General features: G+C 49.6%; 16 protein-coding genes. 4 read left to right on the forward strand and 12 right to left on the reverse strand.

Going from position 1 to position 25,980, the window contains the following annotated elements:
- Nucleotides 1-15: 15 nt before the first annotated feature.
- From BUB38_RS04325 to BUB38_RS04335, 3 genes are read right to left on the reverse strand one after another with little or no spacing between them, the layout of a single operon-like run.
- Nucleotides 16-681 carry a TrmH family RNA methyltransferase gene (locus BUB38_RS04325; protein ID WP_249269426.1) on the reverse strand — a complete coding sequence of 222 codons (666 nt, stop codon included), beginning with the start codon at nt 679-681 and terminating at the stop codon, nt 16-18.
- Nucleotides 674-1,762, reverse strand: a complete 1,089-nt coding sequence (locus BUB38_RS04330) for a porin family protein (protein WP_073157576.1) — start codon at nt 1,760-1,762, stop codon at nt 674-676. Before BUB38_RS04330 ends, BUB38_RS04325 begins: the two co-directional genes overlap by 8 nt.
- Nucleotides 1,762-3,321: a M16 family metallopeptidase gene (locus tag BUB38_RS04335; RefSeq protein ID WP_073157925.1), complete on the reverse strand. Its 1,560-nt coding sequence runs from the start codon at nt 3,319-3,321 to the stop codon at nt 1,762-1,764. The genes BUB38_RS04330 and BUB38_RS04335 overlap by 1 nt, the downstream gene beginning before the upstream one ends.
- A gap of 69 nt (nt 3,322-3,390) precedes the next feature.
- On the opposite strand from BUB38_RS04335, the gene BUB38_RS04340 reads away from it, so the two are divergent.
- Nucleotides 3,391-4,344, forward strand: a complete 954-nt coding sequence (locus BUB38_RS04340) for a glutamate--tRNA ligase family protein (RefSeq protein ID WP_073157579.1) — start codon at nt 3,391-3,393, stop codon at nt 4,342-4,344.
- 45 nt (nt 4,345-4,389) lie between these two features.
- Nucleotides 4,390-8,502, forward strand: coding sequence for a DUF3320 domain-containing protein (locus tag BUB38_RS04345; protein ID WP_073157582.1), 4,113 nt, complete (start codon nt 4,390-4,392; stop codon nt 8,500-8,502).
- Nucleotides 8,503-8,608: 106 nt separating this feature from the next.
- On the opposite strand, the gene BUB38_RS04350 is transcribed toward BUB38_RS04345, so the two are convergent.
- The gene (locus BUB38_RS04350) at nt 8,609-9,028 is read right to left on the reverse strand and encodes an SPOR domain-containing protein (RefSeq protein WP_073157927.1); all 420 of its coding nucleotides are present in this window, start codon (nt 9,026-9,028) and stop codon (nt 8,609-8,611) included.
- Nucleotides 9,029-9,093: 65 nt separating this feature from the next.
- The gene (locus BUB38_RS04355; protein ID WP_073157585.1) at nt 9,094-13,746 is read right to left on the reverse strand and encodes a fibro-slime domain-containing protein; all 4,653 of its coding nucleotides are present in this window, start codon (nt 13,744-13,746) and stop codon (nt 9,094-9,096) included.
- Between the two features lie 288 nt (nt 13,747-14,034).
- Between BUB38_RS04355 and BUB38_RS04360 the strand changes: the two genes are divergently transcribed.
- Both BUB38_RS04360 and BUB38_RS04365 read left to right on the forward strand, forming a co-directional pair.
- Nucleotides 14,035-14,919 carry a GGDEF domain-containing protein gene (locus BUB38_RS04360; protein WP_083537912.1) on the forward strand — a complete coding sequence of 295 codons (885 nt, stop codon included), beginning with the start codon at nt 14,035-14,037 and terminating at the stop codon, nt 14,917-14,919.
- Between the two features lie 53 nt (nt 14,920-14,972).
- Nucleotides 14,973-16,358 (forward strand): MATE family efflux transporter, encoded by a 1,386-nt coding sequence (locus tag BUB38_RS04365; protein ID WP_073157587.1) that lies wholly within the window; start codon nt 14,973-14,975, stop codon nt 16,356-16,358.
- Between the two features lie 99 nt (nt 16,359-16,457).
- Here BUB38_RS04365 and BUB38_RS04370 read toward each other — a convergent pair whose 3' ends face one another.
- The 7 genes from BUB38_RS04370 to BUB38_RS04400 form a co-directional block, all read right to left on the reverse strand.
- The gene (locus BUB38_RS04370; RefSeq protein WP_073157590.1) at nt 16,458-19,103 is read right to left on the reverse strand and encodes a fibro-slime domain-containing protein; all 2,646 of its coding nucleotides are present in this window, start codon (nt 19,101-19,103) and stop codon (nt 16,458-16,460) included.
- A gap of 12 nt (nt 19,104-19,115) precedes the next feature.
- Entirely contained in the window at nt 19,116-20,258 is a 1,143-nt protein-coding gene (locus tag BUB38_RS04375; protein WP_073157593.1) for an outer membrane beta-barrel protein, read from the reverse strand.
- A gap of 52 nt (nt 20,259-20,310) precedes the next feature.
- The gene (locus BUB38_RS04380; protein WP_073157595.1) at nt 20,311-20,796 is read right to left on the reverse strand and encodes a hypothetical protein; all 486 of its coding nucleotides are present in this window, start codon (nt 20,794-20,796) and stop codon (nt 20,311-20,313) included.
- Nucleotides 20,797-20,882: 86 nt separating this feature from the next.
- Nucleotides 20,883-21,662, reverse strand: coding sequence for a hypothetical protein (locus tag BUB38_RS04385; protein ID WP_073157598.1), 780 nt, complete (start codon nt 21,660-21,662; stop codon nt 20,883-20,885).
- Between the two features lie 58 nt (nt 21,663-21,720).
- Complete coding sequence (locus BUB38_RS04390) at nt 21,721-22,038, reverse strand: AzlD domain-containing protein (RefSeq protein WP_073157601.1); 318 nt, start codon at nt 22,036-22,038, stop codon at nt 21,721-21,723.
- Entirely contained in the window at nt 22,035-22,736 is a 702-nt protein-coding gene (locus BUB38_RS04395; RefSeq protein WP_073157604.1) for an AzlC family ABC transporter permease, read from the reverse strand. Before BUB38_RS04395 ends, BUB38_RS04390 begins: the two co-directional genes overlap by 4 nt.
- Nucleotides 22,737-22,806: 70 nt before the next feature.
- Nucleotides 22,807-25,857 carry a cellulase family glycosylhydrolase gene (locus BUB38_RS04400; RefSeq protein ID WP_175547641.1) on the reverse strand — a complete coding sequence of 1,017 codons (3,051 nt, stop codon included), beginning with the start codon at nt 25,855-25,857 and terminating at the stop codon, nt 22,807-22,809.
- Between the last annotated feature and the right edge of the window lie 123 nt (nt 25,858-25,980).

Genomic DNA, 25,980 nt, shown 5'->3' on the forward strand with positions numbered 1-25,980 from the left:
CTTTTAATCTAGTTATTATTCTTCGATACGTTTGATAGGACTATTATTTTCAATGCCATTTACATGGCGATCCAGCCAATCATACAGCAAAGCGTCGCGTTCTGCCTTGGGGAGCAGGAACTTTTCGCGGCCTTCCTTCTGCATGTATACATCCAGATAGGTCATCAGCACGCCACCAGCCACAGAAACATTCATGGATTCGGTAATGCCATACTGAGGCAGCTTGAATTCATAGTCGGCATGGGCCAGGGTGTCCGGGTGGTTACCATGGAACTCGCTGCCCAGGTAAAAAGCGGTAGGCTGGCTCAAGTCCAGATCCAGAACGGAGTTGGTAGTATTGGTGCTGGCCACGGCAATCTTATAGCCCTTGGCACGAAGCTTTTCCATGCAGAGCATGCGCTTCTTGTAAAGGTAAAGGCTCATCCACTTGTAGGAACCCTTCAAGATGGACTTGTTCACGCTATAGGCGTTATCTTCTTCGATCACGTGCACATCCTGCAGGCCAAAGACTTCAGCCGTACGGATCACTGCAGAAATGTTATGGGGATCGAACAGATCTTCCAGCACCATGCAGAAATGCCTTGTACGACGGTCAACGACAGAAGTCAACAGTTCCTTTCGACGGTCCGTCACACGGGCCAGCAGGGATTCCAAGCTTTCCTTTTCGATCAAATCACTCATTTTTTTCCTCTAAAACTTGATTGTCCTTCACTATAATTGGAACTGCGTCCAAATCCTGTTTACGCTGCGCGACGCGTTCCTTCTGAACCTTTTCGAAGTCGCCTAGTTTCCAGGGCGCCCCATTCACCACGCTTTCAAAATCCAGAACATACTGAATATTATCCACTGACTTCAGGGATGCATTTTTCAGCATGGGCTCCTTGTCCCCAGAGAAATACTTGCCGGCAGCCTTCTTCACATCTCCCACAATATGGTCGATCTTTTCATTTACCACTTTCTTGAACACACCCATCTGCATAATGGAATTCAAGACGGAGTTGGCCGGGAACACAATAGCCGTTAATTTGTACTTAAGTTTCGTCCTCGAAACGGGATCCATGTCCAAATAGGCAATTGCAGTACCATGCAGGGACCATTTCAAGACCTTGGCATGTCCGTATCCGAAGAACAAGTTGCGCAAGCCCAGCTTAGTACCGGCACTATCCTGCAAGGCCCAGTAGAATTCTCCAGAAAGGCTGCGGCCATTGCTACCATTAAAGAACCGACGATTCCAATGAGTATACTCGAGGGTGTAGTTTTCATCCAGGTAAGCATTAATCAGCTGTGCTGTAAAAGGCATATTGTCAAAGAGGTAGCTGATCACATCTTCATTTAGCGGAAGGGTCCCCTCGTTCACGTAAATCGCACGATACTTGCGTCCTAGGCGAGCGAAAACCTCATGCACCATAGGCTGCTTGGGATCAGGGTTGAAACCACGACTTACAATTTCCTTGTAGGGAGCGCAGAATTCATCGTTGTACTTCACCTTAGGCCATGGTTTCAAGTCTTCTTCGAAACAACCTTCAAAATCCACATTCAGGCAGGCCTTGAGCCCCGAGCAAAGAGAACGAAGGTCATCTTCATTCCCGAGTTTTTTCTTCAGGAATTCATGTTTACCGATTTTCTTCAGGGAATCTGCCGAGATCGCGGTAACAAAAGAAGCCGCAGAATTCGTCGTTCCAGAATCCTGGGCAAACGCCGGCAACGCAAGTCCAAGGACAAGCAGCACAAAACCAGCAATTTTAAAGAAACCGGCTATCACTAGTTACGAAATTCCAGGCTATCCAGGGGGACAACGGTAAAAGGTTTAATCGATTCAAGTTTTGCCACAGGAGCCACAATGGAAACGGTCATCTTGGACCTGTCAAAGTACTTTGCCACCATGGCCTTTACCTGTTCCGGAGTCACAGCGTTGATTTCCTTGACATAATCCAGATAATGGTCAAAGGACTTTCCAAGCAGTTCGCCCTTGGCAAAAATGATTGCCGTAGAAGAAGGGCTGTCAAACAGGCTGGGCAGGCTTTCGATCAGGGACTTCTTGGCCTGGGCTAATTCTTCTTCGGTAGGACCTTCCTTGGCCAGCTTTTCCACTTCTTCAAAAATCAATTTCATGGCAAAGTCCACCGATTCCACCTTGGTCTGCAAGGCGATGGTGGTCATGGCCGTATCGCGATAATCATTACCGACGGAACTATAGACACTGTAGGCAAGACCTTCATCACTGCGGACTCGATTCATAAGACGGCTAGTAAAGCTTCCGCCGCCCAAGATGAAACTGGCCACTGCAGCCGGATAGTAATCCGCATGAGGACGCTTTACAAAAGGCTGGTTCATGGAAATGTTGGCCTGGGTAATATCCTTGTCCACCACGTAAATTCCAGGCTTGTTCAGGAAGGTCAGCGGTTCAGGCTTCGGGCGAGCTACCTTGGCAGAATCCACCTTCCAGTTCGCAAAGAATTCCTTTAGGGCAACAATTGCAGAATCCTTATCCACATCGCCAGACAAGGCGAAAATGATTTTCTTCGAAGAGTAGACACCTTCTGCCAGACGCTTCACATCGGCAGGAGTGACAGCCTTGTATTCCTCGGCGTTGGCATCCCAAAGTCTTGCGTTGGGGGCATAATTAACCTTGCTCTTCAAGGCAGACAGAACCTTAGCCGGGGTATCGTATCGACGGTCGTAGGCCGTCACATAGTTAGCCTTTATAATTTCAAGCTGTTCCCCATCAAAGGCGGGAGCCGTAAAAACCTGACGGGCCATATTCATCATGCCCGGAAAATCCTTGGACAGGCAGTTGATATCGAACATGGAGCTGAAAGTTCCAACAGAGGAACTGAGACCAGCACTAATGAATTCCAGGGAATCATCCAGGGCATGGGGAGTTATTCCACCACCGCCACCACGGCGAAGCATGGAACCCACCATGGAACTGGCCGCCTCATCCTTCAAGGAGCTAGGCACATCCGATTCATCAAAGTAGACCGTAAAGTCAACCAAAGGCAGACTTCTATCGCTAACGATATAGCCCACGATTCCCGAGGCGATTTCTACGCGGTAATCCTTGGGATGGGGAGCCACATACTGGAACTCGGGGAACTGAACATCCTTATAGCTCCCGGGAAGTTTTTCTTTTGCAGAAACTTCAACCGTTTCTACCGTTTCAGCCTTTGCAACGTCGGTCGCAACAGCGGATTCCACAGGAACCGTTTCGTCAGCCTTTTGAGTTGCCGGAGCAGAAGCGCAGGCACCAAGGGCAATCGCCAGGGAAGACACGCAAACACCGGCGGCACCATAAAAAAATCTGGAATGTCTATTAGCCATTTGCCCCTCAAGATAGCAAAAGAAACGACCGCCCATTTTTCAGGATTCAGTATTTTATAACTTTGGGCCATGTCAGGAAAAATCCGTTTCGCACCAAGCCCCACCGGCTACCTCCACGAAGGCCATTTGCTTTCGGCACTTTACGTCTGGGCCGCCGCCAAGAAATGGGACCTGCACATCCACCTGCGAATTGAAGATCACGACCAGGGAAGAGCCCGCCAAGCCTACATCGACGGCATCCGCGAAGACCTGGAATGGCTCGGTTTTGAGCACCACAGCGAAAGCATCCAGAGCGAACGTCATCACATCTACCAGGCTGTCCTGGAAGAACTTTCCCAGAAGGACCTAGTGTACCCCTGCACCTGCAGCCGTAAGCAGCTGGAGGCCGAAAATCCCAGAAGCGAAACTGGAGAAATTATCTACCAGGGGAAATGCCGAATTTTAGATGAGAGACGAGAGGCGTTTGGCCACCTTCAGGTGGGAGACAAGGAACCGGAAAATAATGGGATGGGGCTTGCGCCCCATAGCCTCAGGGTTAGAATTTCTAACAAAATAATAAACTGGAAGGACTATCGTCTCGGAGACTTCAGCGAGAATCCGTCAGAACAATGCGGAGACTTTCCCATCCGGGATCGCGACGGTTTCTGGACTTACCAATTCGCCGTCTGCGTCGATGATTTGCATCAAGGAATAACCCATATCGTTCGAGGCGAAGACATCCGCAATTCCACGGCACGTCAGATTTACCTCTCAGAATTAATCGCCAACGTCTGTGCCGATTCCACCCGCATACAGATGCCCGCCTACAAGCGCCCCTTCTACCTGCACCATGCCCTAATCGTGGATCCCAACGGCAAGAAGCTTTCCAAACGTGAGCTAGCTCACAGTATTCGGCAAGATAAGGAAGATGGCATAACCCCCGAAGCCCTCATTGGCCGAGTACTTTACAAGGCAGGCTTCCAAAATACCCCCACCCCACAGCCCCTAAATGCGGCAGTTGAACAAATAATCCATACTTTATAAAGTTTACGTAATTTTTACGCGGGGGAAAAAATTTATATTCATAGTATGGCTCAAGTGTCTCCTTCTGCAATCATATCGAAAATTCGTCAAGAAGCAGCTCTTTTTGATTCAAAAGATCGTTTACTGAACTTTTCTACCAAGGGTGACTTCCAATCTCCTCTTATTATGGAGGCTGGCGACCTTTTCTTCGAAAAGTGGAAAAATTCCAATGGCCCGCTGCCGCTGGATTCCTTCTTCCCTGTGAGCGACAAATTTAGCGCACAGCAGAAAGCTGAAACCATTGAATCCGTCTGCACCGTCCTTAAAGAAAAAGACGAAGATTTCGGCAGATCGGACCTGTACCTTCTTCTGGGCTTCCTGAAGTGGGACGGAAACGCACTTGCACCAAGCCTTTTAATCCCCCTCGATGTCGACACGACAAAGAAGACTCTCTACATTTCCAACAGGACTCCTATTGAGAACGTAGTCCTTAGGGAACGCCTCAAGGATTCCGTCCCCCTGCCCAAGGCAGGCGATGCAATCATCAATGGGCAGTTCAGCCTCTTGCTGTACTTCTCCATGTTCGAAAAGTCCATCGCATCCATGAAGAGCTGGAAGTTCACTCGTCATGGTCTTTGCCTGGGATTTTTCAACACCGGTCGACTCCTCCTGAAAAACCGTTTTGAACAGGGATGGAACGACAAGAAAATTGACACAGCCCCGGTACTTTCATCCCTTCTTCGAGAAGACGGCTTTAAGGTAAAGGAATCCATCTTCGAGGAAAAAGATTTCAATCAGGTATTCAATCCCTGTGAACATCACTTCCTCTATACCATCGATTCCCATACTAGCAAGGCAGCCATAGACGCCCTGGATCCAGAAGTAGAAGCCTACGCAATCCAGGCGCTGCCGGGCACCGCAAAGATGAAGGTTGCCGCCAACATCGTAGCCGATTCTGTCGCCCAGGGGAAGAACGTCCTTGTGGTCAGCCGCAGAGCAACCACAGCCAGGGAATTTCTGAACACATGGAAACCGCCTTTCCGCACGTTCGCCAACGTTGACCGCAATGCTGTCGCCCAGGAACTCCATAAGGCCCGCAAGGATTTTTCAGACTACTATGACGCAGTCAACAAGCCCCTGCAGCCATCCGGCATCATGCTTTCGGGCCTTCTCAAGGAATTCATCAAGGCCAGAGCCCCCAAGCAGAAATTCCCGGAGACCATTTTCCAGGGAGTGCCCGAACTTAGCTTCGAAAGGTACGAAGCCCTTAAAAAAGATCTTGCAGAGCTGACTGAGCTATACTTCGAGAAAAACGGCATCGAAGCCCGTACAGCCTTCCAAGGCGTCAAGGTTCCTAGCCTCACACCAGAGCAGAAAAACTCTCTGGCCGATGAACTGAACCGCGCCGCCGAACGGGCCAGTGAACTGGATACCATCCTCAAACGACTTCAGGAAGCAGGCCTGTTCCCCACAGGAATCTTCCTGGCCGGTCTCTCCGATATCCTTGAACTATTCAAAGACAACTTTAGCGAAAGCACACCCACCTACGACCAATGGCAGCTCCGTTCCAGCAACTGGGACGCCTACAGAGAAACATTGTCCATGCTGCCCGAAGCGGGCGACAAGTGGGTCCGCTACCGCCGTCAGACGTCCGACATTTACACCGACAATGCCGTAGACGAAAACATCCTTACCGCACGCGAAGACTTCGTTGAAAGTCAGAAGGCCACCCTAAAGGGTCTGTCAGACCGTTACCGTTCTTCTAGGCGCCAGCTCCTCCAGGTTCTCCGCAACCCCAAGGAAGTCCAGTCCGACGCCCAGCTTATCGACCTGATAGACACCCTTCTGGAACTGCAGGACAACAAGAAGGCATACAAGGAATCAGCCGTTCTGGGCAATCACCTCCTCGGAAAAGATTGGCTCTACGAACGTTCCAACTGGATTGAACTGAATACCAAGATTCAGTACTTGTACGACTTCCGCGACAAGCACAAGGACAATCCTCGTTTTGAACTGCTCCTGCAAATTCTTGAACAGTGGAGTCTCTTCAAAGACCTACAGCCCAAGTTGGGCGATCTTTGCGAAGCCGTACGCAGTCTCCAGCAAGCCATCCGCAAGATTACCAAGGAAATGAACCTAGAGGAACCTCTAGAAAGCCAAAGCATTGAAAAGTGGTTGGGCACAATCAAATCCTGGAACAAGAACTGGGATAGCTTGGACACCCATCTACAACTGTCTGCCCTTACAAAGAAAATCGCAGACTACAACTGCCCCAACCTTTCAGCATTCCTAAAGGATCCCAGCAAGGCCAATCGGGAAATCCCGCAGGCCGTAGCTCATCATTGGGCAGGCTCCCAGGTGCAGACAGCAACCAAGGTTTTCCCGGAACTGTTCTCCTTGAATCCCAAGGCACACGCCCAGAAAGGCAAGGAATACAGAGACATCCAGGACCGTTTCTGCAACGCGAACTTCAGGGAATTACACGACACTCTTCAAGCCTCGCCCGAAAGGTTGACATCCATCAGTCTCAGCGATTCTTTCTGCCTGCCAGAAGACAGACACTTTGACATCGCCATCATTCTTGATGCAGAATGCGTCTCTGTCGTAGAATCCATTCCTACCCTGCTCAGCGCAAACAAGATTATTCTTGTGGGTGACCCCCACTATCCCGCTCTGGAACCGCTCACTTACGACGCCTTCCAGGAACCGCCGATTTCTCATACGACACTGTTCCACGATAGCATTCTGTCAGCCTCTCTTCGCCAGGGCATTTCTACTCGCGAACTGTGGTTCTCGACCCAGTATTCCGACGCGACCCTGGTAAGTTTCGCTAACCAGAAAATCTATAGCCGCGGCATCAGACAATTGCCTGTTCCCAGCCGCGAAAAATTCACCGGTATCAAGTTCAAGGTCGTCCAGAACAAGGTGAATGCAATCGCACAGGCAGCCATCCGCCATGCAGAAAAGAACCCCAGCAAGACCCTAGGTATCGTGGCATTCCATCAGACGACCTGCCACGAAATCGAGGAATGCATCAAGAATATGGTGGCGGCAGGTTCCGCAACGGCACGATTCTTCACACAGCAGAATCCGGATATCCGCTATTACGTCAAGACCCCGGAACGAGCCGCGGGACGTTTCCGCGACGTGATCCTTGTTTGCGCCGAATCCGAAGGCGTTACTGGAGTCAACGGCGACAACAAGATAGCCGTCTGTTCCACTCTGGCAAAGCACGAAACCCACGTCTACATTTCCGAAACGGACCTCGCCAAGCAGGGCAATGCCAAGCACAATCTCTTCTGGGACTGGATCACCTACCTGCAGGCCAAGGACTTCACCGAAAAGAACGACCTTCATACAGCAGGGTCCGACATTCACGATTCCATCATCGACGCCCTTAAGAAAGAAAACTTCCAGGTCGAAGACTCCTTTACCAAGGGAGGCATTCCTGTGGGACCGGTCGTGGCAGACGCCAATAATCCTAGCCGCTTCCTAGCACTCATCGAAGACGACTGCACTACGGAACGTTTCCGTGAATCCGTGGAAGACCGCGACTATATCCGTCCTACCATCCTGAAACAGACTGGCTGGAAGGTCCTGGCGCTCTGGCTCCCCTTCTGGTACATGGCAAATCAGGATGAAGTCAGCCACCTGGTAACAACGCTCGCCATTGAACAAAGTATCGCTCCGCCTCCCGCCAGCGACGAAGAACCGGAAGATGAAGACGAACTGGAAATGCCCGTCAGCGAAGGACCGCAGGTGGTGGCCTACCAGGTGCAACACCCCAAGATCGAGGGCACGCCCCACGACAAGCCTATTGCTGAACTGCCGGCTGCAGCCATTATCACCCAGCTGAAATTCTACGTAGATCACGAGGCACCGATTCACGAAGAGATCCTGATCCAGCGAATTCTGGAGCTGCATCACGTGGATCGCGCAGGTCCTGTACTCCAAAAGGCACTGACCGAAGCACTGAACCAAGGTCTTCAGAAAAAGCGCTTCGTCAAGACCGGCCCCTTCTACTATTCCCTCAAGCCCCAGGAATTGGTTCCCCGCAACAGGAGCGGCCGCCCGGACTTCGAGAGGAACCTGGTTTTTGTTGGTCCTGAAGAACGAGCCCTGCTCCCCTCCAGCATGGACGAACACGCTATCAAACAGGCACTTGGCCTGCTAGTGTAAAAAGTCTAACGGTTATACAAGAAAAAGGTACTGCGGACAACCGCAGTACCTTTTTTAATCTTTGCAGCAAGGAATCTCACAGCCCCAAAGGTCCGACAATTCCCTTCTACTTAACCTTTACTACAAACGCATTGATATTGTAGGCAGAAAGTTCGCGAGCCTTATCTTCAGCGGCTTTCTTAGTAGTCCATCCACCGCCACGAAGCTTGTAGAACGGAGTATCGAATACAACCTGGATTGCATAACCCGTGCTAGCGGAAAGCTGGGCACGACGACGCTGAGCCGCATCAAAGTCAGCAACAGCTTCGAACTGCAGCATATAGTAACCGTCAGACTTGCCGGACTTGGTATTTGCCTTAACCACGGCGGCACTCTGCTGGGAATCAGCAGAATCTCTGAGGGACGCATTCAATACAGGCTTATATTCATGGCCCCTGAAAAGGGAATCCAGATCAGTGGGTTCGGCAGCAAACGCAGCAGAAACACCCAGAGCAAAAAGCGATACAACAGCTAAAATTTTTCGCATGGAGAAAATATAATAAAAAAGGAGCGGATAAATCCGCCCCTTTTTAAAGCACTTGTTATCAAGACTTAGTTGTTCTTCTTGAAGTCTTCCCATGTGCGATCAATGGGATATGCATTCTTAGACTTCTTGATACCGAACATGGAAGTCTTGTCCTTGCGGTTTTCCTTAGAACCGTTGATTCTGACGTAGGTATCGATCTTGGTGATGTATGCACCAGTACCAACCAAGCGACCTTTATCAGAAGTCATGTTCCAACCGATGTAGTAGTTGGTGCCATGAGTAGTACAGTTCTTGCCAGCACCACCGAAGAAGTACTTCTTGTTGTGCTGGAAGTTCAGATCGTCATCGCAGTAGATCTTTGCAGAGGAACTTGCCACATAAGCACCCAGGTTGGTGAAGTATTCAACCTTGTAGTAGAAGTAGAAGTCACTCATATCAACGTCTTCGTTAGCAACCTTCTTCTTGTCGTACAGAGCCTTCATATCAGACTTGACCAAGTGACCCGGGATACCCCACTTGCTCTTGATGACCTGTTCGTTTCCGTCCAGAGAAGAGACAGGGATCGCGGTAATCGGGCTTGCGCAAGAATCAAGGAGACATTCAGCAGCATTGCCAGTGTAGGCGAAGTTCACATCGTAAACACCCACTTCGGCGTCACCGGTAACCAGCACCCAACGAGAGGGCAGACGCTTGGTTTCGTTGTAACCAGTGGGAGAGTTCCAGTGGTAATCTACGTCAAAGGAAGTACGCATTTCATTTGCACCGTAAGCGGTGGAATCCATGTTATCGCGCCAGATAAGCTTAGTCAGGTCGCCGCCCAGACGCAGGTAGTCACCAGCATGGGGAGACAGAGCGTTACTAGACGTCTTGTAAATCACGTCAATCTTGCCGTAGCCATCTTCACGAGAACCAGGAACAGGAACGATAGAAGAGGTCACCACAGTACCAGTCGGACCAGTTGCAGAAGCGAACTTGGCAACAGAGTCAAGGCTAGTTGCAGAATTCAGGTAGAAGTCGAAGGAAGTAGTGTTGGTCGGATCCAGCAAGGTCACCGGTTCAGAGAGAATCACGGTCAAGTTGTCGTAACCATTCAGTTCACCATCCTTATTCTTCTGGGAAATCACGATTGCTTCGATAGGCACAGGAGCGATACGATCCACGATGTTGCCTTCAAAGCCCTGCTTGATGTGCTTACCATTATCATCGAAGGATGCATAAGAGTAAACCTTACCGGTACCAGCAGTCTTAATGCGGCTAGAAAGGGTCAGGCCGCCAACTTCGAGGCGATTGTCGCAATAGCCAGTAGCTGCATCGAGATTCAAGCAGGAGTACTGAGTCTTATTGACGATAACATTGCAGTACTTAACGGAGTCAGCCTTAAGGGTAGACATACCGTCCTTATAGGGATAAATCGTATCAGCAGCAACAGAATCCCACAAGATGCAGATCTGTTCCGGCAGAGAGTCCTTATGAATATTGCGGTTGAAGTAGATGGCGATAGAGTCACCCACACCGTCCAGATATTCGCTAGCAACATAGTCGCTATAAATCTTCATAGCTTCAACAGGAGCACCCTTTACGTCGAAGATATCAGCAAACTGCGGCACAGGTACCGGCGGTTCACGGAAGTAAATCGGGTGGTAGTGAGCCATGATAGCATCGCTACCGTTACCAGAAATGGAGATTCTGGCCGGGTTGCTGTTAGCAGGATTTTCAGCATCATAACGATAGGTCTTACATTCATTACCGCTGCAACGGATCTGCACTCTTGCAAAGCCATTTTCGAAGGGTTCAGATGCAGAAAGTACAAGACCTTCAGATGCCACGCCGGCAGCCATAGTCAAGCCAACGTTACAATCGTCGCACTTGTAGTAGGCAAAGGAACCATCGGCCTGCTTGGAGGGCTTCAGAATAACCATGTTGAAGTCCTGATCGGTATCAGTCCAACGTTCTTCGAAACCAGGAGCGGCGGGATCATCACCAGTAATTTCCTTCCAGTTGGAATCCCTGGAATCTACGAAGGCAAGCTGCGGCAGGTAGAAGGTCAGAGACAGAGCCTGCTTACCAGATGCGGTAGAAATCTTGTAGGTTTCCATGGAGTAATTCATATCACCAAGGTCAACAGTGACATAGACGGTATCAATACCACCATCGGGGCCAAAGCTGCGAGCAACACCCGGATCAATGGGGGTAAAGGAGCCATCTGCTTCCTTAACGAAGTACTGCAGGTAGTTCTTTCCATCAGCGCGATCAGTAGTAGACTTCAAGGTGTAGCTAACGCTTCTTGCGTCATTGGGCTTGATCAGCACGGAATCAGAGGATACCTGGATTGCAGAAATATAAACCGGGACCAAATCACTACCCATAGCGAAGTCAACCACTTCGTACTTGGACTTTTCAACACCCATGAAGCCACAGGTTGCCTTTGTACAGGGGTTTTCTGCTTCGGTAGTATCCAGGGCGGTAGCGTTATTGAAGACAACTTCCACTTCACCCTGAGACTTGTAAGTATAAACCTTGTTCTTGTCGCCATCGATATAGGCCCAGACAGTCCAGGTTCCCGGCGGCAGAGCAATCTGTTCGTAGGTGAACTTGGGCACAGCCGGGTTAGACAGGTCAATACCCGGAATAGAAGCATCGTTGGTCAGAAGCTGTGCAGAAGAGAGATCGGAAGGGAACTTGGTACCAGCGACCAGATAGTACTGGAACTTGAAGTTCGTACATTCAGACTTATTAACGAAGTCAGCACCGCAGCATTCGATGGCCTTATCGTCACCAGAAACTGCAGCAGCACAAGAACCTTCACCAGTCTGAGTATAGCACATCTGGTATTCAGGATTCTTGGGAGTGTAGTTTTCAGTCTTTTCCTTGGTAAGGGCAGTCTTCTGCTGGATGTACATATTGGTCTTGATACGAACGTTACTCATATCAGTACGACGGTCGCAGAAGAAGATGTCAATGTCATAGGTCTTGTTAGTAACGAGAGCACCCTGAGCACCAGTAAATTCATCCAGGTTCACGTAACCAGGAGCGGCAAGGTGGGTACCACCCAGGTCCACTGCCAACTTGTTATCGATATAGACCCAAATGTCATCGTCACCGCGGAAGGAGAACTGCATACCCGGACGGTAAACGAAGTGTGCGTGAGACTCGAAGCAGAACATCTGGTTGTTCATGCCAGAAATACGGGCATCCCAGGAAGTGTTGTCATAAACGTCGGGATTGGTACCGGAGTCGAATTCGCCGGCAGCCACAGGATAAAGGTCGATATAGGGGAGACCGCTCTTGGGTTCCAGGTCAGACCAGTCGGCCACGACACCCAGCTGAGCCTTAGCTGCAGCGGAAACCTTAGCCGGAGTACCGACACCGTATCTGACGTTGCCCAAACCCTTACGAGTAGCAGCAGCAGTAGCGCAAGTACCAACACAAGTACCGAGAGTAACGGAGTCCTTAAGGTCATTCAAAATGGTAAATGCACCGGTGGGTTCGTTATAGCTATCGTATTCCCACATACCGTCAGAAGACTGGGTAAAGAGCACGTCGCGGCAATGCATAGCATTGACATTGGGAGTTTCGCGGAACATCACGTCAAAAGCTTCCTGACTTACAAAGCAACCAGAAGCAGCATTGTAAGTCGGCTTCTTGGTCAGAGGATCCAGGAAGTCACCAACGATACCCTTGGTCACACCGATACAGGGAACAGTATTTGCAGCACCGCCACCCGGGAAACCATAGGGAGCAGAAGCCACATAGCAACCGTTAGAAGCCACAGCAGGATAAGCATCGCAAGTGAATGCGCCATGGAGGGCGGCATCGGTATCATAAAGGATTGCAGCCAAAGTATAGGAGCAGTTACCTTCGATTTCAGGGTCAACTACAGAGAAGAGCTTGCCATCCGGAGCTTCATCCGGGTCAGCAATAAAGTAAAGTCTATCTACACCGTATGCATCGAAGAATGCTTCAACGTCAATGGCTTCAAGAGTGTTGTTCCAACCGTTGACACCGATTGCGTCGGCCAACATTTCGTCGGAATCCTTAAAGAGAACAAAAGAAGTGGGAAGATCTTCGTCCATCCACACAGCGTAGTACCATCCGCACATGGTGGGGTCAACCTTGAAGGGCTTACCACCAGCGTAGGTTCCATTGTCAGAATACATGGGTACGGAGGCCTTCCATTCTTCATCGTCCGGAACCAAGATGTAGAAGTACTTGATGTTGGGCTTTTTACCGTAAGAGATAAGAGTCTTGCCGGCCTGCTTGGGGTTTTCAAGAATGTAGACATCACCCTTGCTGTTGGGGCAGGCGAAGTCACGGTTGTTCATGGGATAGTTGGGATCCTTGGCATTATCCTTCGGGATACCATTCCACTTGGCCGTCGTAATATAGCGGATCGTAGAATCCGACATCATCGTATACACGGTGAACGTGGAGTCGTAGGCTTCACCACCGATCTTGGAAAGGTCATATTCGTAATAACCAGTCGTTGCATTGTAGGTCATTACAGACGTAACCTTCTGCTTGTTATTCATAGCAGTGTAGAAAGTCACTGTCGGGGCATTATTAGCGCCCCATTCCAGAGGCGGCTGAAAATGCAGCGTACCGGAACAGCTAGACCAGGCGCTCTGCACTCCCATGAGCACCATACATGTACCCAGAATCCACTTAAAGGCTCCCGCGAGGAGAGTATTCTTCTTGTTCTTCATAGTATTATTATCCATCAATGGTTTTCCTTCCAACATTCTTTGGCATAACGGAAAGACCGGCCATTCCGAAATGCCACACCGGCTTGAAATTTATCCTTTTCTAGCGCAGAATGCCACTCATTTTTTGAAATTTAAGTAAAAAAAGCGGTACGTTCTGTATACAAATGGTGGATATGTCGCATATTCGTGCATACATCACGCAAAATCGCGATAACAAAATTTTACATTTCATTTTTAGTTGCTTTTTTGAGCAAACCCTCTCATAAATTGTTAGATTTTCATACGGAATTCCAGGAGAGATTTATGCAGGATATGGACCAGACAATCGCCACCGCTGGCAACACGATCAAGTTTCCCACAGCGGAAATGCGCCCCCACCTGATAGTCCTGTACCCGCCCACCCACTTTAAGCAGATCCCCCTGTCCAAGGGAATAACAGTCCTTGGCCGCGGAACCGACGCAAACGTTCGACTGGACGATGAACTGGTCAGCCGTAAGCACTGTCAACTTTACTTTGACGGCCGTTTCGTTACTGTTTCCGACATGGGCAGCACCAACGGAACCTATGTAGACGGCAATCCGGTCACCACCTGCAAGCTGGAATCCGACAATAGACTGCAAATCGGAAAAATGGTGCTGAAGGTCGATTATAAGGACCCCACCGAAGAAGCTTTTGACCAAAAACTGTATGAAGCCGCCACGAAGGACCCCCTGACACAGATCAACAACCGCAGAACCTTCATGGACCGCAGCCTGGGAGAACTGGCCCTGGCCCGCCGCAATAACTATTACGTCCACTGCATCATGCTGGACATCGACCACTTCAAGAAGGTCAACGACACCTGGGGACACCAGTGCGGAGACGCCATTCTCAAGGAAGTGGCCGCCATCATCAAGGATGAAAAGCGAGAATCCGACCTTCTTGCCCGCTACGGCGGTGAAGAATTCGTGCTGTTACTCTCTGGCGTAGGTGTCGAAGACGCAAAGAAAAGTGCCGAACGTTTCCGTTCTGCCATCGAGCGTCACCATTTTTCCTGGAAAGACACGATTGTTCCCGTGACAATCTCCCTAGGTTTGTCAAGCAGACAGGGAGAGCAAATCGGTAAAATGGAAGATCTGATAGCCTCAAGCGATAAACTTCTCTATATCGCCAAGGAAAACGGCAGAAATCAGGTGGTTTCCGAGTAAAACCCTCCAAATCTTGCCTTACAGGGAGCCTTTTTCTAAATTGCGCTCCCGAAATGACCAAAATACACTCAGAAAGACTGAATTCCTTCGGAACAGCCAGCATCCCCAAGCTGGTTTTGCAGTTTTCCGTTCCCGCCATCATCAGTATGGTGGTCAATGCACTATATAATATAGTGGACCGTTTTTTCGTAGGTCAGGGCGTGGGCAGCCTGGGCATCGCAGGCATCACCCTCTGCTTCCCCATCGCCCTATTCATTATGGCCATGTCCATGATCGTGGGCGTAGGCGGCAACACCCTTTTCTCGATCCGTCTGGGCGAAAAGAAGTACCAGCAGGCAGCCATCATCCTGAACAACTCCTTTGTGCTGCTTATTATAATGGCAGTGGGAGCCTTCGCCTTTGGCGAAATCTTCATGGAACCCCTCCTCAGGCTGTTCGGCGCCAGCGACCAGACCCTCCCCGTAGCCAGCAGCTACATGCGCATCATCTTGCTGGGTGCAGTTTTCCAGACCGTGGCCCCGGGCATGAACCACTTCATCCGTTCTATGGGTCACCCCAAGACAGCCATGTTCCGCGAAATTATCGGCGCCGTCACTAATGTGGCACTGGACTACATCTTTATCATGCGCCTCCACTGGGGAATCGAGGGCGCCGCCTGGGCAACCATCTGCTCCCAGCTGGTCAGCAGCATTCTCATCACCCAGTTCTTCCTGAAAAAGAGTACGCCGGTGAAGATCAATCGCCGCTACATGAAGTTGCGCGCCCCCTTTGTGCGCAAGATCTACATTCTGGGCCTGCCTCCTTCTGTAATGCAGATTTGCAACAGCCTCATGAACGCAATTCTCGCCTGGAGCCTGACTACCTACGGAAACAAGAGCATTGAAGCCACCTCCACCATGTCCGGCGGCGACATGGCCATTTCCGCTTTCGGCATCCTGAACAGCATCGTCTCTATTATCGTGCTGCCCCTGCTTGGTTTTGTAAACGGAACCCAGCCCATCGTGGGGTACAATTACGGAGCCAAGCTCTACACCCGAGTCAAGAGCGTGGTCAAGTTTGCCTACCTTTACGCCATGATTTTCATGGTTCTGGCATGGGCTTTGGTCCAGTGGCAGGCCCCCGCCTTCGTAGCCCCCTTCGCCCCAGGCGACCTGAGAATGCAGGAAGTGGCTGCCAAGGCATTGCGCCTGTTCACCTGCACAATTTTCATGGTCCCGTGCGGTATGATTGCAGGTAGCTTTTTCCAGGGAACCGGAAAGGCAGGCAAGTCTATGTTCCTAAACGCTTGCCGTCAGCTGATCCTGTTCATCCCCTTCTTGATGATCCTCCCGCTGTTCTTCGGCCTAACCGGAGTTTTCTGCGCCCAGCCCGTAGCCGACGTGGGAACCGCATTTATCGGTTTGTATATGCTCCGTAAGGAATGGAAGCGAATGGTTTAACCAGCAATCCATTGAACTAATTAAACGTTTATCAATAGACATACAAAAAGCCAGCGCCTTTGCGCTGGCTTAATGTTTATCTAAACCGTTAGATTGTCTTTACTTGAACTTCACAATTTCATGGTGACGGCCGGAACGGACGACGAAGGTACCCTTGCTAGGAGCGACCACCTTAGTCTCGCTCGTTGAAACGGTCCCAGAAGCTACAACAGATCCAAGCATATCCATCACCTCGTAGGATTTGGGCTGAGATGCGATCTCTTCGTTAAAGACAATCACGAAAGTAAAGGGAGCAACCATCTTTACGCGGAATGTAGGTTCAGCATAATTGCGGTCTTCATCATCCTTTTCATCACTGCTGTCATTCTTTCCATTTTCCTTAGAACTGGAGCTGGAAGGATCGACATTGCCGTTACCGTTTTCTGCTCCTTCAGGATTCTTACCATCTTCGGTAGCAGAAGCAGATGAACCGGCAACAGGATTTTCTTCGGAACCGCCATTGCTGTTAGAAGAACCGTCCAATTCGCCTCCGTTGGAACCACTATCGGAGCTGCTGATTTCTTCTTCGAAGGTTCCATTTTCATCAATGGTAAAGGTCATGATCTTCTTTGTAGATTTATTGATTTCAATAAAGATGCTCCAACGGCCGGGAGCCAGCTTCATCTTGTCATAATAGATCATAGGTACCGAGGGATCAGTCAGATCAATGCCACCCACGTTCACTTCACCGGCAGTCAACATCTTTGCGGTAGACTTATCCAGGGTTCCTCCGCTTACTAGATAATAAGACGGAGTCAATCCCAGGGAAGCAAGTTCATTACCGCAAGTTTCTACGTTCTCACCACCATTCAGGGCTGCAGCGCAGGATCCGCCATTGCTTACGCTATAGCATACACCATAAGTGTAAGTTCCGCTGGCAGTTTTTTTCTTGCTCACCGTTAGACTCTTCTTCTGCTGAAGATACATATTGGTACTGATACGGATGTTACTCATATCGGTTCGACGGTCACAGAAGAAGATGTCGATATCGTAAGTTTTTCCAGCAACGAGATTACCCTGAGCCCCCTTAAATTCATCCAGGTTTACATAACCAGGAGCAGCCATATGGGTTCCGCCCAAGTCAACAGCGAGTCTGTTGTCGATGAACACCCAGATATCATCATCGCCGCGGAAGGAGAACTGCATACCGGGGCGATAAACGAAGTGGGCATGAGACTCAAAGCAGAAGTGCTGATTTCCCTTGCTCTTTATGCGCAAATCCCAAGACAGATTGTCGTACACGTCAGGATTCGTTCCCGAATCAAACTCACCAGAAGCCGTGGGGTACAGGTCAATATACGGAAGCCCCGTCGTAGGTTCGATGTCGGCCCAGTTTTCCACTTTACCCAACAACGAAATTGCAGCGCTAGAAACATAGCTCAGCGAACCAGCACCATATCTCACATTTCCGAGTACGTTACGGAGTGTAGCGGCTGTGGCGCAGGTACCAGTACATACCCCGGCAGCAACAGAATCCTGAAGGTCATTCAAAATGGTAAATGCGCCAGTAGGTTCATTCTGACTGTCATATTCCCACTTGCCGTCTGCTGTCTGAGAAAAGGGCACATCGCGACAATGCACGGAATTAACGCCCGGAGTCTCGCGGAACATCACGTCAAAGGCTTCCTTACTGGGGAAACAGCCACTGGCAGGATTATAAGTCGGCTTCTTGGTAACAGGATCCAGATTTTCATTGACGATACCCTTGGTCACACCGATACAGGGAACAGTATTTGCAGCACCGCCACCCGGGAAACCATAGGGAGCAGAAGCCACATAGCAACCGTTAGAAGCCACAGCAGGATAGGCATCACAGGTAAAGGAACCATGGAGAGATGCATCGGTATCATAGAGAACAGCCGCCATGGAATAGGTACAGTTACCCTCAATTTCAGGATCATTCAAGGAAATCACCTTGCCATCGGGGGATTCGCCCGGATCAGCAATAAAGAACAGTTCGTCAACGCCATAGCCTTCATACAATGCGGCAGAAGCGATAGGAGTCAACTTAGAAGCGCCCCATCCATCAATACCAATTGCATCATCAAGAGATTCATCTTCAGCCTTGAAGAAAATCAGATTTTCAGGCAGTTCTTCATCCATCCACACTGCGTAATACCAACCGCACATATCGGGAGCGACCTTCAGATACTGGCGGTTTTTATAGGTACCATCACCGGAATACATGGGAACGGAAGCCTTCCACTCTTCATCGTCGGGTACAAGGACATAGAAGTACTTGATATCAGGCTTTTGGGAAGAAATCAAAGTAGATCCAGGCTTCTTGGGATTTTCCATCACATAGACATCGCCGTCATCTGTCGGACAGGGAATATCAAGATGGCTAGGAATAAGCATAGAATACATAGATTCGTAGCCATTCCATTTAGACGCAAGAACATAATACAGTTCAGTATGGCCATAAGCAGAAGATCCCGAGTTGACCTTAACCATATGCTGGATACCAAACTTTTCCTCAAGGCTCGAATACACGCTTTGATTTACCTTAATATCATAAAAACCGGTAGCCGAATTGAACATGTCTTCTGTAATGGCCAAAGTCTTGTTCAAAGTGACGACATCCATTGCGCCAGACCATTCAGCCGGTTTCTGAAAATGAATTGTTCCAGAACATGTGGCGAAAGCACTTTCGGAGCAAGCAAAAATCGCAGCGACACTCAGCAAACTGTTAATAAACTTCTTCATGTCACCCTCCTATTACAAGAACCAGAAGGTTAAATTAAACTGTCCCTGCCAAGTCTTGGGCGCATCATCAGCATCGTTTAAGGCAGTGATACCCATAACAAAACGCAAGCTCATGTCAAGGGCCTTAGTACCGATGTACTTCGTGGAACCGACACCAATGACTGCATCCATTTCAAACACGTCGCTCACGTCATGTTCGCGGAAAGTCTGCTTTCCGAAATCATCTTCGATAACAGTCTTACTCTTGGAATAAAGGGCGAAAGACGCCTGGGGGCCCACTTCCAGGAAAGCCACATTCGGCAAGGCGAAACGAGCCAATACCGGCACATCGATACGAAGCTGCTTGACGTAATATTCAATGGTCATGTCTGACTTTTCGGGAAGTCGATCAGAATCATCCCAAGTAAGAATCACAGATATGTCCGCTTCGCTGCTTGCATAACGATAAGCCCCGCCCACTTCCACATGGACACCGGCAAATTCACTGGGCATGTACAGCACGCTAAGGCCGGCATTATAACCAAGACCCCAGAAATTGCCCAGAATATCATCGGCCCCGGAAGTCTTGATGGAATAGCCCGAAGCACTCTTACCGAGGGAACCGAATCCAAGCTTTGTGTCGTAGAAATCGTTATAGGTTCCAGCAGCAAATACACCCGCGAAGAATTTCTTGCGGTCATCATTTGCGGGAACAGACGAAGTGGAGTTGACCGCAGGTTGTGAACCAAAAGGAACAAAGCTATCGCCATCCTGTGCAGCAGGAACGGCAGCAGGTGCCGCAGCATTTGCATTCCCAGTAAAAGTCCATTGCAGTCCTTCTTGCTGAGCCGCAGCAGGAGCGGCAGTGGCAGGAGCGGCCGCAGTTTTAGATTCGGCAGAGGAAGCCGGGGCGGGTGCTGCCTGACTAGGAGCAGCCGGTTCCGCAATTTCTACAAAACCGTGATCCTGAGGTGAGGGAGGCACAGGCGGAATTTCATCCTCCTGAACCGCCACAGGCGCAGGCAACGCTTCAGCGGGAGCAGCATTCCCATCGGCAACGGCACCCGTTGCAGGAGCGGCGGGCTCATCATCCCATCCAACATCAGCAGAATCCCAGTTTCCCTGGGCAAAGGCGGAAGCAAAGCAAATTCCCAGCAGGGCCATCAGTCGCTTCATATCTTCTCCTTAAAATTAAAAGTCAACTGTACCCAGTTGACTCCCACCATTATTAAAAAATTTTCTTGGCGTCGGTCAGTTCGCCACCCTTTTCGTGGAACAGAACCAAAGTACCGCCACCCATCTTCCGGAATACGGCAGTCAATCGGGTCACCACATCGGATTCCTCGAAGCCGATCTCATTGGCAGCGGTTTCGCCAATGACCAAACCCACAGCTACCATCTGAGGAGAAACCCTACGCAGGTAGTTCAGCAAGTCTTCGTCGCTATTCAGGATATCTGTTGCGGTAGGCTTTTCCAGTTCAGCGGGATCACGCATGCTCACCAGCAGCGGATACATTTCGTCAGAAACCATCTGCTTGGCGTTCAAGTACAGCGTATTGCCAACAAAAAGGCTAATGGAATCGTTCAGGACCTGACGGACTTCGACAACCACGTCACTCTGGACAGCCATTTCCTGAATTTCCAACTTAGAAGGTCCGCAAGCCACAAGGGCCATAGACAGGGCGGACAGCAAAACAATCGCAAACTTCTTCATGATTCCTCCTATAGAGTTTGCGAGAATATAAGAAAATTATAATAAGCCTCAAAGACCTATCCAAAAAACATCCCCCTCACATCCTTTTATTTTTCGAGGATATGCAGAGCCCTTTCAATCAATTCCGGCTTAAGATCGAACACCCGGCTCAAAGTTTCCACGCGATCGGGCACCTCAATCCGTTCCATACGGGAGCCATTGGCATCTCGGGTTACCAGATTTCCCTTCTGGTAATAGTACTGCACGCCCCGTTCGCGGTCTAGGCGGTTCAGCACCGGATAAGTCATCATTTCCCTATAAAAACTTTCATTCCAGTGCTGCTTAAATTCCTCTACAGAAACGCCCTCCACCGGATAGTCAAAACGCAATTTCATGGGAGCGCCCGCACCCCCAGTCCAAAGGGACATGGCGTCAGCAGAAGGACGGTCCAGACGGACGCAGTTAGGAACCAGCGGAAAGAACGCAGTTCCCGTTCCAAAGGGAGGCGGCTGGGGAATCGGCAGCGGATCAAAAATCAAGTACCCCGGATCAAAAAGATATTCCGTTGCAGGAGCCAATGGAGACGACGCATTGTCGGGCAGAATCAACGCGCAATGGATATTCCGTTCCTTACGTTTATGGCCCATGACCAGGCGAGGCTTAAAACCCATATCCACAAAAACCTGATACAGGTGCCAAGTCATGCTAAAGCAGGTGCCGCCACCCATCCAGGCGTCCACATCGTTCTGAAAACTATCGTCCAGCTTCTGGGCGGCAGACGAACTTCCCGTCTGTTCAAGACGGATAATCTTCGTCAGGTTCTCGTAAGTCACCTTTGATAGTTTATCGCAAATTTCGCGAATCTTTTTCCACTGTTCAGAAGTCATTTTTTACGGACAGTTAATTTTCGATTTATGGGGTAAAGTTAGAAGTGTACCGCAAACTTTATAAAAACAATAAAAGGCCGTCTACACCAAGAACCGTAACACAAGCCACCACGGCAACGCCAACAAGACCCGCGCCAAACAAGGAAGCCACCACGGCAGCCACAAGAGCGCAGGCGCCAGAAAGTTTGCTATCGGTTGAATAGAATATGGCAGGGACAGTCATGGCCGCAAGAACCGTGTAAGGCACATAAGCCAAAAAGGAACGCCAGAACGGGCTCTTCAATTTTGACTTCAGCAGCACAAAGGGAACGGCGCGCAAAAGGTACGTCACCACAGCCATCACCGCCAGATACATAAAGTATAGCTTCAAGTTCATGTTTCAGCCTCCTCATCCTTGACAGGGAAAAGAGCCGCGCAAATCAGGGAAGCGATCAAGGCGCAGATGATAATGGCAAAGCCCACGGTAACACCGCTTAGGGCCGGCACAAACTTAAAGGCGAGACTACAGCCTATCGCGATAGCCACAGCAAGCATCGTCGGCTTATGGGCCTTCATCTGGGGAACCACGATGGCAATGAACATACCATACAGTGCAACCCCCAAGGCATTAGTCACAATAGCCGGTAAAATTTCGCCACATATGGCACCAGACAAAGTTCCCAGGGACCAACCTATATAAGGCAAGGAGGCCAGGCCCAAAAAGTAAATCGGGGTGACCGGTTCCTTCTGTACCATGGAAACGGCATAAATTTCGTCGGTAATACCCATGGCCAGGAACAATCGCTTTCCAGTACCGAAACTAGGCGCCACCTTCTGGGAAAGGGAAATGGCCATCAGGCTGTAACGCAGATTGATAAAGAAAGTCGCAATAGCCATTTCGACGAATGTGCCTGCCGCATCAGCCATAATCTGCAAACCGGCAAACTGCCCTGCAGAAGTCAAGTTAGTCATGGAGATCAAGGTGACCAGAGGCCAAGTCAATAATTTGGACCCGGCAATGCCAAAAGAAAAGGATACGGCAAAATATCCAATTCCAATGGGAAGTCCGTCTTTTACACCTTTCGTAAATTTCATGAGGCCAAATATACAAAAATGCCCGCTATTTCTAGCGGACACTTCGTCTAACAAATTTAGGGAATGAAGATTACTTCAGCATGATGCGCTTGGTCATGTTGGCAGAGCCAGCACGGACGCGTACGATGTAGCTACCACCAGCCAGAGTTTCCAGGGCAACATCGCTATTGACGTTGCGGAGACTCATCATGGGGCGACCCTGCATATCGAACACATCAACATTCACAAGGTCAGCACCACCAATCTGGAGGGTACGGCCATGGAGAGCCACAGACAGCGGGTTAGCAACAACGGTATTCAGAGCGACGGTAGAAGCAGAAGAGCTGGGATCCTTGCTATCGCTGCTTGCCGGCGGAACAATCTTGAGACCATCGCACTTGAAGTTATCCACATAGAGGTAGTTGGGTTCAACTTCAGCCTTGATTTCCCAGTGGAAAGCAGAAACCAGAGACTTATCCAGAACCACTTCAGCACCCCAGCCATCCTGTTCCAGGTCAGACCAGGCAATCTTGGCAGTAGTCCAGGAGGTAGAAGCCTTCATAGCAACCATATGGCGGTCATAATCAGTCAGAGCGCCCGTGCCATCACCCTTGAGGACAGCCTTGAAGTTATGAGCGGAACCGATGTAGTCGTAAGAAATTTCGGTGCAGCTGGAAAGATCGTAGGCTTCATCTTCTTCGCCCAGGTTCAAACCGAGAGCCACATAAGGATCATACTTGTTATCACCCTGATCCAGAACGACATCCTTAAGGCCAGCCATAGTGGTGGAACCGTTGGTTGCCGGGAAAATTACCACATAGCCACCATTTTCAGCGTCTTCTTCGTTCGCGAAGGTAGATGCGCCCTTGTCGCCCTTATCGTTGTAAGCGAACCAGTAGCCACCAGTGTAAGCCTGGTTGTCGCCATCTTCGAAGTCATCCACTACGCCTGCGAGGGTAGCAACAGTTGCGCTGCTTCCTGCTGTTGCAGAGCTGGAGGAACCGTTCTGGACAGCAGAGCTAGAAGAGGCACCCGCAGCAGCAACGGTCAACTTGACAACGACCTTTTCACCATTGATGGTCAGAGTTTCAGACTTGGAAGATGCCCATTCGGGAACAGTTCCAGAAATGGTTACGGTACCGTTCTTTTCTTCAATTGTCAGGAAGGACAGAGCCCAGTCACGGCTGAAGGAAGTTACGCCGGTAATAGTAACAGTAGCGAAGGTACCGTTCGGAGCAACAGTCTGTTCCAGGTTACCGGAAACCTTGTAGCCGGCAGCGGTAGCACTGGAGCTATTAGCCACAACGGTGCTAGAGGAGGAATTGGTCACAACGGTGCTAGAGGAGGAATTGCCAACGACAATGCTAGAGGAGGAGTTGGTAACGACGGTAGAGCTAGAGCTATTGTTCAAAACAGTAGAGCTGGAGGAATTACCGGTGGTAGAGCCGGAACCAGCAACAGGCTTGATGGCCAGACCGTCGCAACGGACGTCGTCAATGTAGAGATAGTTGTAGGTGGGAGCGTCATAGGTCTTGTTAGCGTTTTCAATACCCTTCACTTCCCAGGTCAGCTTGTTAATGGTGTTCAATGCGGTAGAAATGCTGAAGTGAGTTTCCATTTCTGCCTTGCCCCAGTTTTCCTGGTCCAGATCTTCCCATGAAATTTCGGCCTTTGTCCAAGAACTCTGGGCCTTGAAGGCAATCTTATGGTAGTTGAAGTTTTCAACCTTGGAGGACTGAGCCTTGAAATTGTGTTCGGCACCCTTGTATCGGTAGCTGATAGACTTGCAGGAGGACAAGTCATAATCGGATTCGTCCTTGTTCAGCTTCACGCCGAGAGCCACATAAGGAGCATACAGATTCTTACCCTGAACCAGCTTAATGCCCTTGAGAGCCAGCATGCCCTTAGTGTCATCACCCTTCACCACAACCTTGAAACCGTCAACACCATCTTCATCCTTTTCAGGATCGTTGGTGATGGTAGATTCGCCGGCACCGTTATCGTCCTTGGAGTCATCGTAGGCATACCAGACGCCACCGGTAAAGGCATACTTGTCGCCATCTTCAAAGTCATCGATGTAGTCGGTATAGCCTGCGGCCATAGCGCTGCTGGAAGCAGTAGAAGAAGAGGTATTCGGAGTAGAACCATTTACCCACGGGGCAGTCTTGTAGTTGTTCTGCAGCTGATTGTAGACATACTTACCAGAAGCAGAATAACCGTCTACGCTCCAGTTGGAAGGATTGGTGTAGTTACCCTGATTCATGAATGCGGAAGAGGTTTCGCCCTTGTTACTTACAGACCAGTTGCACCAGGAAATCTTCTTGCTATCCAGGTAGGTCATCCATTCATTGGACTTGGATTCGCTGACGGTACCGTCGCCGCTAGCTTCGGTAGTTCCCCATTCAGTAACAAAAACAGTCATACCATTCTGGAGAGCGGTATTGACACGACTCTTGAAGTTAGAGTAGCCACTGTATGCACCATCGGAAACACCATGTTCCGTAGCGTAGAAATGGAACGTTACGGCATAGTTGTTGTCGTTAATGTCACCTGCGCCAACTTCTTCGGGATGAGCGGAGTACTGGCTGTTACCCACAATGACCAGATTGTCAGCTCCACCATTTTTACGGATTACCGGAATGATTTCATTGGCGTAATTCTTGATCGTGTTCCACATCTTTTCGCCGGTGGGTTCGTTGAACACTTCGAAAATGACGTTAGGATACTTACCATATTTGGAGGCCATATGGGTGAAGAATTCCTTGGCCTCTGCAACTTCATTCTGAGCGTTGTGAGAATGGTAGTCGATAATGACGTAGATATCGTTACTGATGGCAGCGTCAATGACGGTTTCGTCCAGAGACTTCCAATTGCTATTCAAATTAGTGCCGGTACCATGGGCGACACGGATAATTTCAATTTTCCAGTCGCGAACCAAGGCGTCAATAACGTTCTTCTTATAGAAGTTGTAGCCCACATCCCAGGTATCCCAGAACATGCTCATACCCTTCAACTGAACCTTATCTCCGGTATTAGCAGAATACAGGGCGGCATTTTTTGCCTGAAGTTTTCCGTAGTAGCTTACGGGTCCGGCAAAGGCTGCAGCTGCCATTACCAAGAGAGACACTAATAATTTTTTCATTTGAACATCCTTTGTTAATACACCAATCCCAAGGATCCGGCTCATTATAGATTTACAAAGGACAAAACTCAATACATATTTTGTTTACGTAATAAAAAAAACGTATACGGAGGAATACACCCC

Origin of the sequence: Fibrobacter sp. UWH5 (assembly GCF_900142505.1) — a bacterium.
GTDB lineage: Bacteria > Fibrobacterota > Fibrobacteria > Fibrobacterales > Fibrobacteraceae > Fibrobacter.

What these genes read in the sequence shown, in the direction of transcription:
- BUB38_RS04335 (WP_073157925.1), bottom strand. Translation starts at nt 3,321, where the DNA reads ATGGCTAATAGACATTCCAGATTTTTTTATGGTGCCGCCGGTGTTTGC.
- BUB38_RS04345 (WP_073157582.1), top strand. Translation starts at nt 4,390, where the DNA reads ATGGCTCAAGTGTCTCCTTCTGCAATCATATCGAAAATTCGTCAAGAA.
- BUB38_RS04400 (WP_175547641.1), bottom strand. Translation starts at nt 25,857, where the DNA reads ATGAAAAAATTATTAGTGTCTCTCTTGGTAATGGCAGCTGCAGCCTTT.
- BUB38_RS04325 (WP_249269426.1), bottom strand. Translation starts at nt 681, where the DNA reads ATGAGTGATTTGATCGAAAAGGAAAGCTTGGAATCCCTGCTGGCCCGT.
- BUB38_RS04355 (WP_073157585.1), bottom strand. Translation starts at nt 13,746, where the DNA reads ATGGATAATAATACTATGAAGAACAAGAAGAATACTCTCCTCGCGGGA.
- BUB38_RS04370 (WP_073157590.1), bottom strand. Translation starts at nt 19,103, where the DNA reads ATGAAGAAGTTTATTAACAGTTTGCTGAGTGTCGCTGCGATTTTTGCT.
- BUB38_RS04380 (WP_073157595.1), bottom strand. Translation starts at nt 20,796, where the DNA reads ATGAAGAAGTTTGCGATTGTTTTGCTGTCCGCCCTGTCTATGGCCCTT.
- BUB38_RS04350 (WP_073157927.1), bottom strand. Translation starts at nt 9,028, where the DNA reads ATGCGAAAAATTTTAGCTGTTGTATCGCTTTTTGCTCTGGGTGTTTCT.
- BUB38_RS04390 (WP_073157601.1), bottom strand. Translation starts at nt 22,038, where the DNA reads ATGAACTTGAAGCTATACTTTATGTATCTGGCGGTGATGGCTGTGGTG.
- BUB38_RS04360 (WP_083537912.1), top strand. Translation starts at nt 14,035, where the DNA reads ATGCAGGATATGGACCAGACAATCGCCACCGCTGGCAACACGATCAAG.
- BUB38_RS04385 (WP_073157598.1), bottom strand. Translation starts at nt 21,662, where the DNA reads ATGACTTCTGAACAGTGGAAAAAGATTCGCGAAATTTGCGATAAACTA.
- BUB38_RS04365 (WP_073157587.1), top strand. Translation starts at nt 14,973, where the DNA reads ATGACCAAAATACACTCAGAAAGACTGAATTCCTTCGGAACAGCCAGC.
- BUB38_RS04375 (WP_073157593.1), bottom strand. Translation starts at nt 20,258, where the DNA reads ATGAAGCGACTGATGGCCCTGCTGGGAATTTGCTTTGCTTCCGCCTTT.
- BUB38_RS04340 (WP_073157579.1), top strand. Translation starts at nt 3,391, where the DNA reads ATGTCAGGAAAAATCCGTTTCGCACCAAGCCCCACCGGCTACCTCCAC.
- BUB38_RS04395 (WP_073157604.1), bottom strand. Translation starts at nt 22,736, where the DNA reads ATGAAATTTACGAAAGGTGTAAAAGACGGACTTCCCATTGGAATTGGA.